This is a genomic window from Trinickia symbiotica (assembly GCF_002934455.1).
Classification (GTDB): Bacteria; Pseudomonadota; Gammaproteobacteria; order Burkholderiales; family Burkholderiaceae; genus Trinickia; species Trinickia symbiotica.
In genome coordinates this window covers 1-15,765 of record NZ_PTIR01000026.1, presented here as the reverse complement: position 1 = coordinate 15,765, position 15,765 = coordinate 1, and the positions used below count along the sequence as shown (strand labels likewise).

Here is a 15,765-nt window from a genome sequence, read left to right as displayed (position 1 = left end):
CGAAGTGCATCCGCTGACGGCAATGACGAAACTGATCGAAAGCAGCGCCCGAAGATGTCCAAGCATCGCCGTCTCCTCAGTTCCCGAACGAGGCCGGGACCATCTGATCCTGCAATCTGGCGGTGTTGCCGGCTCGACTGAGGATCAGTTCGCTCTGCTGCTCGGCGACGAGCTTGTCTTCCGTATCGGCGAGCATCCTGAAGAGCTGTAGCTTCGTCATTTCGTTACCGACTGCAGTACTCTCGGCCTGGATACGCGCCTGCAGTTCTGCCACGCCTTTCGGGTCCTGCGTTGCATCGATCTGTTGCATCAGGCTCCGGATCTGGTCTAGCTCCTGCAACTCCGTTTGATAAGCCTGCAGACCGAATGCTTTGTCTTGGAACGGCTTGTTCAGCATGCGCTGGCACACCCGTTGGTCGACGCCCACCTGGTCCCCGCAGTCGTATGCCTCGCTGGCCGAGCGCAACGCCTGGGCACTTCCCGTCAGGCCGGCGTAACCTCCGTTCTGGACCGCCGTATAGACGCTTTGCCAGTTCGCAGGCAGCGAGTTCGCGATCACCGGGTTACTAAGCAACGCGCCAAAGCCGCGCGTGCCGACCGTCGACTGGTAGATCTGGATCTCCTGCTGGACTTCCTGCTCCAACTGCGCGACCGTCGCAATAGCCTGAGCGACGTTCTCCGCGTCAAATACCGGGATGCCCTGTGCATGCCCATTCGAGGAAAGCACCGCCGACACAATGGCAGCGCTCGCTACCCTAAACTGTCCTGTCATGATCACCACCTCACTTCAACTGCTGTGTTGCCCGAGATTTGCGCGCGCAACGCGCTCGTACGCCGGCACGGCTCCACCGCCTGAGGTCCCCGATCCGCCGCGTGGCCCGCCTCCCGAACCCGTGCGGTCGCGGATCGTGCCACCGGAACGCGGCCCTTTTCCCCCGCCGGTGAACGCTCGTGCAAGGGCAGCGGTGACCCGACGCGATGCGACACCTGCGACGAACGCTCCGAAGCCGGATAGCGTTGCGCCTCCGGATAGGCCTGCAGCAACAGACGGCAACTGCCAGCCGACCATCGCCAGAAAAATCGCTGTTGCAAACAAGCCGAGCGCGGCGCCCCACGCGGCCGACGCCTCGAGCGCTGCCTGGCCTGCCGCCACGAGCGCCGCTGCATTCGCGCCGGGCGGCGATGTCGTCACCTGAAACGGCGCGAGTTCCGCCGAAAACGCCGTCAGGGCCATGCCGAGGAACGCAGCCACGAGGATCTGCAGGAGGGCATAGTTCGCGACCTTGGCGGTCCACGCCTCGAAGAAGCGCGCCGTCGGGGCGAATGCCGCGCAGGCGATGAAGACCGGGCCGATGCCCAGCACAAGATCGAGCAACATCCGCCCCATGACAACTTCGAAGGCAAGTACGATCAAAAATATCGAACCGCCCAGCGATGCCACGAAGCCGCACACGATGTCGCCAATCCCCGCCACGATTCCGGCGAGACTCAGCCCCTCGTGGGTCGCCTTAACCGCATATGCGTCGAGAACGAGATCGACCTGCTGGTCATAGCAGTCGAGCGTCTGATAGATGGTCGTGGCGCTAGTCGCCGTAATGCTGTCGCCACTGACGGGACCGCATCCCGGATTACCCCCGCCGGTCGTGTTCGCTGCGTTCTGGATCGTCTGGGCAAGTCCGGCTGTGGCACCATTGACCGCAGTCACCACCTGCTGCTGGTAAACGCCGCCGGTTAATGCGAATGCAAGAATCGCGGCGACCTTCAGGCCTCGCCACGCAAACGCCTGAACCGCCTCGTGCGCCTCCCCGCGCACGATAGCAAGGCCATAGGCCAGCACCCAGATAGTGACGCCCGTGGTCACGGCCGGAACGAGCGCGCCGGACAATGCTGACGACACGTTCGTCACGTAGGTCGACATGCCGTTCTCGAGTGTGCCGCCGATGGCAGTAAAGATTCCGCTCATCGCGCACTCCTCGCCTGCGCGCTGCGCCGCTTCGCCAACTGTTCGTGGAAAACTGGCAACCACACGTCCGGATCATCGCCCACCCGCGCGCGGATCCCATCGAGCAGTTCCACGTTGTCCGTTGTACCCGACAGCACATCGAGGACATCTTCCAGCCCGGAGAGATCGAGCTTTCCAATGGCCGCGCGATGCCCTTGCTTGACGAGGAACATGCGGCTGTTCTCGCCGAGACTGCGCACGATGTTGAATTCGGCCTCGGTGAGCTTGAAGCCATGCACATAATCATCGATGTCCGCGCGCGGATTCGGCAGGAAAAAGAACGTGGCGCTCTGCTCGACGAGCGCTCGCGCAATGTCACTACGCAACACGTCAGATGGCGATTGAGTATCGAATATGCCAAACCCGTTCTGCTTGCGGATCGTCTTCTGCTTGTTTTTTGCGAAGTCGGTGAATACTGGATCGTCAAGCCGCTTCCAGAATTCAGTCATCACGTAGACAAAGCGCCGGCCGTCGATGAGATTCTCGGTAAGGTGCAAGAGGTACATCGTGACCGGGGTCGAAACTTCAGCGTCATCGAGCAGTTCGGTGTCGTCGAATCCGAATAGACGCGCACGCGAAAAATCAATGCGATCACTCAGGTTGTCGAGTACCCAGCCGAGCCGGCCGCCTGCGCACCATTTGGCGAGCCGCGCGTGCAGGCTGTTTTCACCGACATTCGGGAGGAGTTGCCTGACCATCGATAGACGCCGCATCGGCTTCGCCATGCGCGCGACCTCGCGCACGGCTCGTGAGATGACCATCTCGTCGTTGGCGGGCAGCGGTACGCCGGTGCCCACAAGCTTTCGTACAAGGCGCTCCCAGAAGTCCAGCACCGACTCGCTCGGCTCCAGTTGAAACGGGTTGAGGCCAGTCGGCTCACCGCGCCGGAGCACGGTGTATGTGCCACCCATCGCGCGAATTGCGATCTCGGTGCCGCGATCCTTGTCGTACAGTACGGCGGTCACGTTGTACTTCATCGCCATCGCAAGCAGGAACAGCTCAAGCACCGTCTTGCCGGCGCCGGCCTGACCGATGATTTGCGTGTTGGCGAGCGCCTTCTCGTCGAGCGAGTCGAGTTTTTCCGGGGTGACGTGGAAATTCAAATAGAGTGGCTGGCCACTGGGCGTCTTGACGATGGTGATCGCCTCACCCCACGGATTACCATCGCGCTTGCCGGTGGCGAAGTTGTGCAGGCTGGAAAGCCCGCAGAAGTTGCGTGACGTCAGCTTCGCCTCGCGTGGGCGATAGCGCCAATTGCCGGGCAATTGCGCAAACCACGCGGCATCGGCAACAAGATCGATCAGCGCCGTCTGGAAACCGGCATCGGCCAGTTGGGTGCGCGCCTTCGCCACGTTCGCCGATACTGCGTTCAGCGTATCGCCGAGCACCGCAAGCGAGTAGTGGTACTCGCCCAGTACGAAATCGCCATTAACCAGATCGTCGAGCGCCTGATCCATCGCCTCGACTTGTGACACGGCGACATCCTCACCCGCGATCAGCTGATTGCGCTGCCGCTCGAGTGCCTCTTTTGCGCTCGGTTTGTCGAGGATCGTAAAGCTCTGCGTTTCGATGTACTCAAAGTCCCCATAGAGCAGACCGTTGAGCATGCCCGGCTCGGTGTCTTCCGGGTAGTCTTTCAGATCGAGCATCGCCGCATAACGAGTCTCACCGGGCATGCGGATCTCGAGCTTTTCGGCGCCGACAAAGAGGCGCGCCGTGGGCAACGCTTCCCTTATCGGCCCCGATGGAACGGGCTGCATCTCCCACGTTGCATTGACGAGATAACCCAGCAGCTCGAGTGCGGAGGAATACCGGCGCGGGCGCGTCGCATACGGACTGGGCTTACGGAAGACGCTGAGCGCCACCGGATCGTACGGTGTCAGCGCTGCGTCGACCTGCTCAGCGAGTTCGCCTATGACCTTGAGCGCTTCATACTGGTCGCGCCGAATATCGTCGAACGTGCGACGTGCCGCCCGACTGAACACGCGACCCAGCCGGGTTCGGCTCGGCCGGTAGACGAGCGTCAGATACAGCTCATCGGCCATCATCCGGTAGCCAGCAAAACTCGCGTAGTAGCGGATGGCGAGGTCCTGGCAAAAGCTGTTCGCGTACGGACTGATGAAGTGATCCGAGACGCGGCGACGCAAGCGATGCGACCAGAGCGACACGTGCCCACCAGGCAGTCCGCGCACGAGCTGGTTGAAGCCATCATGCCGCACGAGGATGTCCGCCGCATCGGCCGCCTCGAAGGCAATGCCCGCGATCTTCCAGATCTGGAGATAATCGCCTTCACGCGTCTTGATGACGTGATCTGTCACATGCGTTGAGTAGGGAATGTAGTCGGCAACCGGGACTTCGCGATTCGCGATGGCGGCAAGTTGCTGCGCGGCTGTCATGTCACACCCTCCTCTTGAGGCGGACAGGAACGTATGAATGGGTTCCCCAAAACTGGCGGTTGCGCTGTTGCAGCCGCATACGGAATCTCAGCGCATACTGAGCGAGTCGTTGATCGTCGCGGCGCGTCATTACACGCATTGTTATGTACACCGGTCCAATGAGAAAGACGATCGCGACGCCCAATGGGGGACTTACGAGCAACGCCCAGATGGCCGGAATCAGCATGCCGCCGCCGGCGATCAGAAACGGCACGAGCGGCACGCCCCATAGCATCGCGGGACGGGTACAGCCCTTGAAGACGGGATCCTTGAGCGAAGTCATGATTTGACAGCCTGGTTTCAGCCCGCCGGGATCAGCATGCCGGCGATTACCGTCGCACAGCCAACGAAAAGGCCACCGATGAACACGTTCGCGATGTCACCGAAGCGTGCGTGCTGGAACATCATCCTGAAGCCCGCCCATATGATCGAAATGGAGCAGATCACGCCGCCGACGCCCAGCAACGTGGTCTGGATAGTGCTCAACAGCGTGTTCACCTGCGAAAGCTGAGCCCACGCGGGCGATGTCACGAGCAGCGCAGGAATCACCAGCGAGATGGCTCTCGCAATTCGCCGGCTCAGATCGGACCGACACGAGGACGTCTGGTGGCGCCATCCCTTGAGTCGCTTTTCGGGATTCATCGATTGCTCCCACTTACCTGCTACTTCGATTACCGTCACTTGTCCTGACGCGCTAAAAGATCACTGCGGTTTCAACGTGCTCGCCGCCCTGCTCAACCGGCGACGCGTCGCTTCGGCCCGTTCGTCGCGGCGGATCCGTCGCGCTCTTGGGCCGAATGGGCCCGCGCGACATATCGGAGTTCAGAGGTACGACGCGGATCGGCGCAATGGCCGGCACCGCGTCGGGCGAGACTCGAATCGGCAGTCGCGCGTTATCCATGACGCGCTGCACGTAACCGGTGCGATAACCGGTCGAGAAGTCGCCGGTTGCATAGCAGGACAGTCCTGCACGCAGCGCGAGTTGCGGCTCGGCGTACTCATGACGCGCTGAGGCAAAGCAACCCTGGAGAATCGCCGCGCCAGCCGCGAGGTTGCGGCAAGGATCGAACGAATCACGCGCGGTCAACCAATATCTGGACCAATTGGCGCGGCTGACCTGTGCGAGCCCAACGCTGTAACGCCAGCCGGCGGCCTCCAAGGCACGCGCGGTAGCCGTTGCTTCAGCTTCGCTTGACGGCTGCCGTACGAGCCGTCCATGCACGACACCTATCGCATACGGATTGAATCCCGACTCGGTGCGTACCACCGCCGCCATGGTGATCGGCGAAATCTGCGGGGCACACTGAGATGTGAGGGCCAGGAAGTCGAGCGGCATGATCAGTGCCCTCCGCCGAATCCGCTCTCCTCTTGCTCAATGAGCTTGAGGAAGAGAGCCGCAGATTGCGTCGGGTCGTAGGGCACCTGCGTGCTGCCCGGACCATAGAATTCGGTAATCGACGGGCCGCGCCCGCCGACGTCCCACCAGACACGCGTGTAAAGCTGGTTGTCGATCTCGACGTTGATCGCGCCGTCCGCGCGGCACAACAATTCACTTTGCTCGGGACCGCCCCAGTACAGGAGGTCTTCGCGGCAATATCCGCCGCTTGCGAACGTGTTACTCACGGACGTGCCACGTGATCCACCGGTGCCAAAGTCGCAGGTCGGAAACGGATCACCGTGACGCAACGCGCGCCAGAGCCGCTCCATCGGTGGCACGCACTCGCCGTACTGTTCGGGGCCACCGGGATTCGAGAGGCAAAGAATGACCTGACAGCCCCAGTCGTCAGCGCGTGCGTCCTCTGACATGCACACAGCCATCGAGGCGGAGACCGTCGCGCCGATCAATGCATGGCTCAAGACCACACAGATCCTCGGAATGCGAACCTCTTTGCAACTTGTCAGACTCGTCTTCATGATCCGTCTCCCATCGATAGCCACCGATGTACCTAAACGGACGCCGAAGAAAAAGGAACCCGCGGCGCCGGGAGGCTGACCGCGAGTTCAAGGGGGATCGGAGACAACGACAGAAACCGCGAGGGCTGGGTGAATTGAGGCTGTCGTCGCCGCGCATACACGTCGGTAAATCGGGGCCGCTAACGCGTACTCGGTCGTGCTGTTGAATCTCGACCGGAACAGATTGTCAGGGTCTCTTAGTTAATTTCGTTTCGCCGACAACAGGCCCGCCAGCGCGTCCTTCGCTGACGCGAGCTCAAGCTCGTATCGACGCCATGGGCAGCGCGGGATCTTCAGTCTTCGGCAGATGACCTCCCGGCCGGCGCGCCACAGATAGGCCATGCGCAGCAATTCCATATGGCGCGGTGCCAGCCGCTGCCAGGCCTGCTCGACGAGCGCCGCGTCTACCGGGTCGTAGTGACCACGGTTCACACTGGCCCAGTTGTCCAATCGCGCATCGACAGAAATAGCTGCCTGTTGTTCAGTCATCGACCGCCTCCTGGTCGTTCGAACATGCACGGTATCCGGCGGGATCTTCTAGGAAGTTTTCGATATCGGTGGCGCGCCAGCCGACGGCACGGTCCCCGAGGCGGATGGGGCGCGGAAATGTGCCCTCCTGCATTCTTTGGTATATCGTCGAACGCTTCAGTCCAACTTCGTTCTCAACCTGGGCACGCCGCAAGATAGCGCCCGCGGCCCGCAACTGTACTGGCATGTTCGACCTCCGACTGCTTTATCCGAACAAATTGCTGCATGGGTCCCATTAAAGCAGTGCAGTGGCCTGACGGGCAATTCCGTCATGCTGTCGGAACATCCCGTCGGAGAACGACTATCAGCGGTGGCGGCCATCAGATTCGCTGGCAAAATCCGGTCTAATTGCCGCGGCGAACGTCTGGGCGCTTCGCGAAGCTTCGCCATTAGCTTGGCCTTTGAGGCCCAGCTTGTCGTCAATGGCACGTGCAACGGTGGAGGATTTTGGGGGGCCGCTCAGGGTCCCATTCCGTCCAGTGCTCTCGCATTACGTCAAAAAGTGCCTCGAGTGTACGTGTCAAATGAGGAAGGTGCACAACCACGCCTCCGGCGGGATGTTCATCAGCACACGCGTGCGTAGAATCGGATCTTCGTCCATCGACTTTTGGTTGTGTACCCGCGTCAGAAACAAACGACCGGTCGAGCTTGCGCTCAAGATGCGACGCCCAGACTTGATGCATCAGCACAGTGCGAGCAAGGGCAAGTTCGAGCAATTTAATGCGACGATCACGCTTTCGAAGGCGTTCATTGAGGCGCATAATGAGCGCCTTGACCTCCTCAGTTTGTCGAGGTGAATGGCTCGTACAATGTTGCTCATTCGCTTCGTACAAACTCGGGGCCGGCCGGTCATCGGTCGATTCAGACATGCTTGCTGCTCTCCAGCTTTGAGCGAAATAGGCACATAGGCTGCGTCGCGGAGTATGCCTTGACGCGATCGCCCGACATGCTACCGTTTGCCCTTTGATGGTCCACAATATCTGATTTTCTGACGAATTTATTCAATACATTGTGTTCGCGCAAGTTGTAATCGACCGCCTTCAAGTTATCTTTCCACCGACAAGGAAAACTAACGGGCCGTCCGTGGACTTCGGTTGCCAAGCTACAATTCAGTGGCTGACGCGGCTATTTCATGCAGCAATGTCATTGCCTCGCCAGCTCGTTGGACCGGTACGAGCAGATGATCGTGGCAATACCCGGCGATCACGTTGCATGGAATCTCGGCTTCCGCCAGTTTGCGGCTGATGACAGCGATAAGTCCAATCGCTTCCAAGCTCGAGTGAACTGTCAGCGTTATGAGGCGGGCATCGAACGTAAACGAAAGGTTAAGGCCCTCGGCATCCGAGCGTTCCACGACGGCCGTCAGCCCTTCTCGCTCGCGCATGGTGCAAAGGGTCCGCAGACCGGCTGGTACCAGGAAATCAGGAAAGGAGCAATAGACGTAGATGGCCTCATCCATATACGGATTGAGCGTCGCACACAGTCTGATCAGGTTTTTTTCGCCCAACGTTCCTCTCCATAATTGTTTGTACCGTTACGCTAACCGGCCAAAATGCTGCGCGATCTTGTATAGGTGGCTCCCGATGAAAGTGAAGTGCTCAAGGGTTAGTCGTCGGCAGTACTGGCCTTTGCCGGATTCACGACATCGCCGCTCATTGGATTAAAACTTGACGCGCCTGACGCATCACCACGTCGCTGATCATCTGTGCGTTGGGCGGCGCCGACTTCCAGTGATGCCAATAGAGCTTAACCGACACTCTGTGGTTCGGCGCCAGCGGCACGAGATCGCCGGACTGAATCAATGGACCGATCTGGAAAGTCGGAACGAGGCCATATCCGACGCCTGCCAGGATGGCGGTCAGCAGGGCGTCTGGCGACGGGAAGTAATGCGTGGCATAGCCGGTCACCGGAAAGCCAAGCAACTGCTCCAGAAACATCGCATGCAATGCATCCTTCTTGTTGAACAATACAGCGGGAGCAGCAAGAATGTCTCGCAGCGTCATGCCATGAAGAAAGTTCAACCGAGCGAAGGACGGTGTAGCAACGCACTCGTATTCCATCGCTCCGATCGGCTCGGCAATGAATCCGATCGGAGCGACGCGCGCTGTCGAAACACACCCCATGGCCTCGCCGCGCGCAAGGACTGCCAATGTGTGATCTTGATCATCAACGATCACTTCGAGCGCTACGTTCTCTTTTGCGATGGCGCAGGCGACTGGTCCGAACCACGTCGCCAGAGAGTCGGCGTTGACGGCAATACCGAGCCTCGCCCGGCTTCCGGCACCCGGTTTTATTCGTTCAAGAGTGTCGGCCTCCAGAAGCTTTTGCTTTTGTACGTGCTCAAGCAGCCTCTCGCCCGACGGAGTCAGCATCATGCCTTTGCGAACCAGTAAGGGCGTCCCGAATCTTTCCTCGAGCGAGATGATCCTTTGCGAAACGGCAGCTCTAGAGATGTTCAATATGCTTGCCGCCCGAGCATAGTTCCCGGTTTCGACGACGACAGCAAAGGTCTGGAGCTGTTGGGGATCGAAGTTCATGACGCTCGGAAATGTGCTGTCCCAATTTTGGATGAGCGGGTCCTGGGATCAAGGGAACCGCCAGAAATGGATGAGCATCATCTGCAGTGCCTCATCTGACTTGCGAAGGCTAACTCCATAAGGCAGCAGCCGATCGCGCGCCTGCCCTCGAATGGAGGCTCGAATCCCGCTGTCGCTCGCCCATCGGCAGGTCTACGAAGCCACGGAAATGTCGTGCTGCGAATACTGAAGACAATAAGTCTAGCGACACAGCATTGCCCTACAGCAATGCAGAGCAGTGCGGTGAGTTATAGTGCTCAAGAGCCCGTCGTTCGCATTGCCGGGCGGTCCCGATCTGGGGGGAAAATGCGCCAGTAACCGTCCTGGTGACGAAAGAAGAACAGCGATACAGGGCCTCCTGTTCTTACTGTTTCGACGCACACATAGCATTGGCGTCGGGATCGCCCCCTTCTGAACTCTGTGACGCAAATGCCCTTCTGGGGATCCGGGGCGAGCCAATCCTCAACTATCAAACGCAACGAGCTTCGTCCAGTAGCCATTGACCTTCTCTTCGTAGGAACTCGTACCACCGTTCTGCCTGATCCGCAGCAATTGTCGGACTGCACGGATCGAAGTTTCCAACTTCCAATTCCGGGCACTAGGTTAGCGGGAAGGCATCCCTCATGCATGCCGCTGTCCATAAATCAACGCCGCTCAAATTTTCGCAGCGGCTCAGCGACGGCTCGATTGTTTCCTAAGATCAAGGCTCAGTTGCCGCCCGCCTGCACTATGTCTCCTGTTCGCCAGGTGGAATGAGCAACCACGACGGGAGGTTATCGATGAGTCATCGCGCCGTAATTCACGATCAGGATGTCATCCGCTCCGCGTTCCGGGATTGGAGCAACGCTTATCAGGAGATGACGTCTCGTGACCTGTTCAGGGTAACAGTCGACCTCGTCTTTGACTGGTCGAGCATCGCTGTGGCGATGGTGCTTTTGCATCGGTTTGGCTGGTGGTCGTGCCCGGCAACAATCGTTTGGGTCGGAAACCGGCAGCGCGCGCTGGGAAACCTTCTCCACGACGCCGCGCACCGGAACCTCGCACGATCGACCCGGATTAATGACGCAATCGCGCGGCTCTTCCTTGCGCCCGCGCTGTTCAATAGCCTTGCCGTCTATCGTGAGCAACACGCACGTCATCATGCATGGCTCGGTGATTCGAACGCCGATCCCGACTTTATCGCCGTCCATCAGCAGCAAGGTCATACCTGGCGAAGGCCGTTTCGCACGCTACTCCTGACGCCAGCCGCATGGTCAAGCTCGGCGTTCGGTCATCTACATCAGCCGAAAATCAGTTGGTCGCGGCGAACGGGGATAGCGGGATGGTGGACAGTACTCTTATGTGTCACGGCACTTGCACTGGGACTTCATGCGGCGACGCTGTTCTTTGGAGTGTGGATGCTGGCCAGAGCCACTGTCTTTCACGCGATCACCACGTTTCGCGAGCTCTGTGACCACTTTGGCCGACGCCCCAGCGGCATCTTTAATTACACACGCGACGTCTGCTCACACGGCATATGGCGATGGATCATTCATCCGCACAATAATGGGTACCATCTGACGCATCACCTGATGCCCTCGGTTCCCTACCATCGGCTGGCCAACGCCCAGCGCGAACTTTTGCAGTTGCCGACTTTCAGTCGGGCCGCCAGAGTATGTAATTCATACTTTCGCGGTCCGGACGCGGTGGTCCGCGAATGGGAATATTCCATCGGGGAGCAACGATGACTCAGCGCAGGCTAGGTGCCATCCGTGTGGGCGCACTTTTGGTGTCGGCGAGCTATGGTGTCGCGTTCCTGCTTGGCTCGGGAGAGATGGCGATCCATTCCGGGATGGCAGGTAGTCTTTATGCGATCGTAACGGCTCTGGGCATGCTCGCGCTCGCGATGGCCGCACCTGCTCTCTGGCGGGGGCGCGAACCGATTTGGAACGTATTCGGTCAGCGCTATGGACCCGCAGTCCGCAAACTGGTGGCGTTCCTGTCACTCTTCTGGATGACCGGGGTCCTCGCGGCCCAAATCCATGGCGGCATCGCCGTGCTCAAGGCGTGCGGACTTCCGGCAACCCAGGCGCTAGCGTTAATTGCGATAGGGCTGCTGGTGATGTCTGCCATTGAACTGGAATTGGCAGCGATGCTTTTCGCGTTCTGCCTCCTGGGGACCAACCTTGCCCTCCTGCATGTATTATTCGAGTCGAACGGCTTGGCTCTGTACGTGCATGCGTGGCCATCGTTCATCCGCGACGTACGCGTCGCCCCTCCGGCTGAGACGCTGGTCACCATCGCCGCGATCATATTTCTCGTCGTCACAGGGTCCGACTATCAACAGTTCGTGATCGCGGCACGTCGCCCCGCAGATGCTTCGCTGGGCTGCGGGCTTGCGGGTGCTTTCCTCCTGGCTACCGGATTTCTTCCAGCCGCAACGGTCGTCGCAGCGCTTCGTGCTGGAAAACTGTCCGGCGTAACTGACGCCGCCAGCGCCATTCCCTCGATCTTGCTACAGACCGGCGAGCCGACAGGGCTGCTATGCATTGGCGCCATCCTTCTCGCTGCGCTTGGCTCGGGAACCGCAGTCGTCCGTGCGATGAACTGCGCACTGGAGGACCTGCATCTCACGAGCAGTGGACACGGCCACGCGTGGAGAATGCTGATCATTTTAATCGGTTGCACTACCGCAACTGACGGTGAGGCTATCGTCTCAACCATCGTGGCGCTTAACATTGTCTATGTTTCGGCCGTCGGATTACTGTTTATCCTGCATGAAGCCGGGTTTTGCGTGACACCGCGCTGTGCATCTATGATGCTGCTCTCTGGAGCCACGACATCCCTGCTCGTCATAGCGCTCCACTGGACGGGCATCGACAAATTGACCGGCTGGCTCCCTCTTCCAGCGGGGCTTGCTGCATCCGCTTGCCCTCTTTGTGTACGGCAAATCACATTCTTTCGCCGTCGCGTCCGATACATGAGGATCGCGCAACGGCGTCTTTGCCCATCGGAGCCGGCTGGATCAGACTCTGCCGGGCGCCATGAACGATCAGGGCGTTGAGCTTCGCCAGCGGTTCGGGTTCCGACTCCCTGTGATGCCAATAAAGATCGACCATCAGATCGTGCTCCGGGGCAAGAACGACTAGCTTGCCGTGGCCAATCAGTGACTCCGCCTGCATTGCGGGCACCAGTCCATAACCGAGACCGTCGAGAATCGCGTTGAGCAACGATATTGGTGCCGGAAAATAGTGCTTGACGTACCTACCTACTGCCCCCCAAAGCGCGACTCGAGGAAGGTATCGTGCAAGGTGTCCTTTCTGTCAAATAGTACGGCTGGCGCCTTTAGCACATTCGCCAGAGCCATACCTCCAGCAAAATGCTTGCAGGCAAATTCCGGCGTGGCGACACATTGATAGCGCATCTGCCCGACTGGCTCGGCCAAAAACCCATCGACTGGTCTGTGCTGCGTCGACAAACATCCTTTCACGTCACCGCGGGCCAACGCTTTGAGCGTGTGATCCTGATCGTCCACGACAATCTCGAGAGTCACATGCAGCCTTGCAAGCTCCCGCGCGACCGGCTCGAACCAGGTTGCAAGGGAATCGGCGTTCACGGCTAGGGCAACTGCGGTCGTCGCCAATGCGTCGGGCGTCAGCCTCCGGAGCAATGCGTCCTCCTGTAGCCGGACAGACATGAGATACCGCAAAACATCCTCTCCAGCTTTCGTGAGCGCAACCGTTGGCTCGCGGATCAGCAATAACTCTCCCAGCGATTGCTCAAGCACCTTGACCCGTCTGGTAACCGCTCCGGAAGAAATGTTCAGGCTGGCTGCGGCCTTCCGGAAACTGCGATGCTCTACCACCGCGGCGAACGTCTCTAGTTGGAGCATGTTCAACATGACGCCCTCTCGAAAGGCTATGTGGATGCGTGCGCCGATGCCACCCACGTCAACGGCACGCGAGAGCGCACCCGCACCAGGTTTTCCGCAGCGGCGTAACCCGCCACGCGGCACGCGCCGGGGGCCGCGTGTCAGCACAGCAGTTGCGCCAGTGCGGCGCGGTAATCCGCATATGCGGCGGCTTGATCGCGATGGCAGCGTTCGCGCACCACGCATTCGCCGCCCGTGTAGACGTCGCGCACCGGCGTGTCACCGTGCTCCGCGAACACTGCGCCAGAGAGCCACGCGTCGCTCTCGTGCTCGGCAATCGCCGGATGATCTGGATCGAGAACTAGCCAGTCGGCGCGGCAACCTTCTCGAAGCGCGCCGATGCGTCGCCCGCTCGCCTGCGCGCCACCGGCGAGCGAGGCATTGAACAGGCGATCCGCGGCGTAGGGCCGCGTATCGCTCGCGAGCACGTTGCGCACACGATTTGCCAGCCGCTGCCCGTATTCGAGCAGGCGCAGCTCCGCACGCCAGTCGACCGAGGCATGGCTGTCGGAACCAATGCCGATCACGCCGCCGTGCGCGAGATAGTCGACGGCCGGGAATATGCCATCGCCGAGATTTGCCTCCGTCGTCAGGCACAGCCCCGCGACCGCCCCGCTCCGCGCGAGCGCGGCGGTTTCGATCGCATCAGCATGCGTCGCGTGCACGAGGCACCAGCGGGCGCCGACATCGAAGCGGTCGAGCAGCCACTGCACGGGCCGCACGCCGTGCGCGCGCACGCAATCGTCGACTTCGGCCGTCTGCTCGGCGACGTGGATATGCACGGGCGCGTCATCTGGCAGGCAGTCGAGCAGCGCACGCAGACCCGCCTCTGACACCGCGCGCGGCGAATGCGGCGCGACGCCGTAGCGGAGCGCGCCGTGTTCGGGCTCCGCTTGGCGCAGCGCATCAAGCAGCCCGAGCAATCCGTCGGGCGTATTGATGAAGCGACGCTGATCGTCGTGCGGCGGTTTGTTGCCGAACCCGCTGAACTGATAAGCGACCGGCAGCATCGTGATCCCAATCCCCGCGTCGCGAGCCGCGCCGACGACGCGTGCGCCAAGTTCCTCGATCTGCGGATAGCGCGAGCCGTCCTGCGCGTGATGCATGTAGTGGAATTCGCACACCGACGTGTAGCCGCACTTCAGCATCTCGACATACAGCCAGCGCGCGATCGCCGCGAGCGCGTCCGGCGTGATCTTCAGCGCGAAGCGGTACATCAGGTCGCGCCAGCTCCAAAAGCTGTCGGAAGCATTCGCGCGGTATTCGGTGAGTCCAGCCATCGCGCGCTGGAACGCGTGCGAATGCAGGTTTGGAACGCCGGGCAGCACCGGGCCCGCCGCACGCGCGGCGCAGGCCGGTGCATCTGTGTCGGGCGTCACTTCGGTGAGGGAGCCTGCGACGTCCCAGCGCAGCAGCACGTTGCGCCGCCAGCCATCCGGCAGGTAGGCATGGTCCGCGAACAGCATCGTGAGTCCTATCATCCGCCCGGTCAACCGCCGTCATGTTCAGCGGACAAGCATCGGCAGCTTCAGGCCGGCCTCGAGGGCCGTCTGCCGCGCGAGTTCGTAGCCGGCGTCCGCATGGCGCATGACGCCCGTCGCCGGGTCGTTCAGCAGCACGCGGCTCAGTCGTTCGTGCGCGTCAGCGGTGCCGTCAGCGACGATTACGACGCCCGAGTGTTGCGAAAAGCCCATCCCGACGCCGCCGCCATGATGCAGCGACACCCATGAGGCACCGCCCGCAGTGTTGAGCAGTGCGTTGAGCAGCGGCCAGTCGCTGACCGCGTCCGAACCGTCATTCATCGATTCCGTCTCGCGATTCGGGCTGGCGACTGAACCCGTGTCGAGGTGGTCGCGTCCGATCACGATCGGCGCTTTCAGTTCGCCGTTCTTCACCATCTCATTGAACGCCTGGCCGAGGCGGTAGCGATCTTTCACGCCGACCCAGCAGATCCGCGCCGGCAGGCCCTGGAATGCGATGCGCTCGCGCGCAATGTCGAGCCAGTTGTGCAGATGCGGATCGTCAGGAATCAGCTGCTTGACCATCGCGTCGGTCTTGTAGATGTCCTCGGGATCGCCCGATAGCGCAACCCAGCGGAAAGGCCCCTTGCCTTCGCAGAAGAGTGGGCGAATGTAGGCCGGCACAAAGCCCGGGAAGTCGAACGCGTTCTCGACGCCCATTTCCAGCGCCATCTGGCGAATGTTGTTGCCGTAGTCGAGCGTCGCCGCGCCGCGTTCCTGGAGAATCAGCATCGCACGCACCTGGGCGGCCATCGACTGCTTCGCGGCCTTCACAATGCTCTTCGGAGCGACCTTCTGCGCCTCGCGCCATTGCCCGACGGTCCAGCCTTGCGGCAGGTAG

15 protein-coding genes and 1 pseudogene are annotated in these 15,765 nt (G+C 60.7%); 2 read left to right on the top strand and 14 right to left on the bottom strand.

The window, feature by feature from the left end:
* Positions 1 to 76: 76 nt before the first annotated feature.
* The 11 genes from virB5 to B0G57_RS26935 form a co-directional block, all read right to left on the bottom strand.
* The gene (gene virB5 / locus B0G57_RS26990) at positions 77 to 772 is read right to left on the bottom strand and encodes a P-type DNA transfer protein VirB5 (RefSeq protein ID WP_102607315.1); all 696 of its coding nucleotides are present in this window, start codon (positions 770 to 772) and stop codon (positions 77 to 79) included.
* Between the two features lie 15 nt (positions 773 to 787).
* Positions 788 to 1,963 (bottom strand): type IV secretion system protein, encoded by a 1,176-nt coding sequence (locus B0G57_RS26985; protein WP_102607316.1) that lies wholly within the window; start codon positions 1,961 to 1,963, stop codon positions 788 to 790.
* A complete protein-coding gene (locus B0G57_RS26980; protein ID WP_102607317.1) occupies positions 1,960 to 4,398 on the bottom strand; it encodes a VirB4 family type IV secretion/conjugal transfer ATPase in 2,439 nt (812 codons plus the stop codon). Before B0G57_RS26980 ends, B0G57_RS26985 begins: the two co-directional genes overlap by 4 nt.
* A gap of 1 nt (position 4,399) precedes the next feature.
* The gene (locus B0G57_RS26975) at positions 4,400 to 4,720 is read right to left on the bottom strand and encodes a type IV secretion system protein VirB3 (RefSeq protein ID WP_102607318.1); all 321 of its coding nucleotides are present in this window, start codon (positions 4,718 to 4,720) and stop codon (positions 4,400 to 4,402) included.
* A gap of 17 nt (positions 4,721 to 4,737) precedes the next feature.
* Positions 4,738 to 5,079, bottom strand: coding sequence for a TrbC/VirB2 family protein (locus tag B0G57_RS26970; protein ID WP_102607319.1), 342 nt, complete (start codon positions 5,077 to 5,079; stop codon positions 4,738 to 4,740).
* Positions 5,080 to 5,131: 52 nt separating this feature from the next.
* Positions 5,132 to 5,773, bottom strand: a complete 642-nt coding sequence (locus tag B0G57_RS26965) for a lytic transglycosylase domain-containing protein (RefSeq protein WP_189595356.1) — start codon at positions 5,771 to 5,773, stop codon at positions 5,132 to 5,134.
* A gap of 2 nt (positions 5,774 to 5,775) precedes the next feature.
* Entirely contained in the window at positions 5,776 to 6,351 is a 576-nt protein-coding gene (locus B0G57_RS26960; protein ID WP_102607321.1) for a hypothetical protein, read from the bottom strand.
* A gap of 240 nt (positions 6,352 to 6,591) precedes the next feature.
* The gene (locus tag B0G57_RS26955) at positions 6,592 to 6,879 is read right to left on the bottom strand and encodes a hypothetical protein (RefSeq protein ID WP_102607322.1); all 288 of its coding nucleotides are present in this window, start codon (positions 6,877 to 6,879) and stop codon (positions 6,592 to 6,594) included.
* Positions 6,872 to 7,105 carry a helix-turn-helix transcriptional regulator gene (locus B0G57_RS26950; RefSeq protein WP_102607323.1) on the bottom strand — a complete coding sequence of 78 codons (234 nt, stop codon included), beginning with the start codon at positions 7,103 to 7,105 and terminating at the stop codon, positions 6,872 to 6,874. Before B0G57_RS26950 ends, B0G57_RS26955 begins: the two co-directional genes overlap by 8 nt.
* A gap of 915 nt (positions 7,106 to 8,020) precedes the next feature.
* Entirely contained in the window at positions 8,021 to 8,425 is a 405-nt protein-coding gene (locus B0G57_RS26940) for an ACT domain-containing protein (RefSeq protein WP_102607324.1), read from the bottom strand.
* A gap of 145 nt (positions 8,426 to 8,570) precedes the next feature.
* Positions 8,571 to 9,455, bottom strand: coding sequence for an HTH-type transcriptional regulator ArgP (locus B0G57_RS26935; RefSeq protein ID WP_102607325.1), 885 nt, complete (start codon positions 9,453 to 9,455; stop codon positions 8,571 to 8,573).
* Positions 9,456 to 10,273: 818 nt separating this feature from the next.
* On the opposite strand from B0G57_RS26935, the gene B0G57_RS26925 reads away from it, so the two are divergent.
* Complete coding sequence (locus B0G57_RS26925; protein ID WP_102607335.1) at positions 10,274 to 11,221, top strand: fatty acid desaturase family protein; 948 nt, start codon at positions 10,274 to 10,276, stop codon at positions 11,219 to 11,221.
* Positions 11,218 to 12,537: an SLC5/6 family protein gene (locus B0G57_RS26920; protein WP_223258757.1), complete on the top strand. Its 1,320-nt coding sequence runs from the start codon at positions 11,218 to 11,220 to the stop codon at positions 12,535 to 12,537. The genes B0G57_RS26925 and B0G57_RS26920 overlap by 4 nt, the downstream gene beginning before the upstream one ends.
* Here the strand turns inward: B0G57_RS26920 and argP are convergent.
* From argP to hutU, 3 genes and pseudogenes are all read right to left on the bottom strand, one after another.
* Positions 12,425 to 13,374, bottom strand: a pseudogene (gene argP / locus B0G57_RS26915) (HTH-type transcriptional regulator ArgP). The gene B0G57_RS26920 and the pseudogene argP overlap by 113 nt on opposite strands.
* A gap of 131 nt (positions 13,375 to 13,505) precedes the next feature.
* Complete coding sequence (locus tag B0G57_RS26910; RefSeq protein ID WP_189595357.1) at positions 13,506 to 14,885, bottom strand: formimidoylglutamate deiminase; 1,380 nt, start codon at positions 14,883 to 14,885, stop codon at positions 13,506 to 13,508.
* A 24-nt stretch (positions 14,886 to 14,909) separates the two neighbouring features.
* Positions 14,910 to 15,765 (bottom strand): urocanate hydratase (hutU, locus tag B0G57_RS26905; RefSeq protein ID WP_104489605.1); only part of this gene is annotated, 856 nt, incomplete at its 5' end.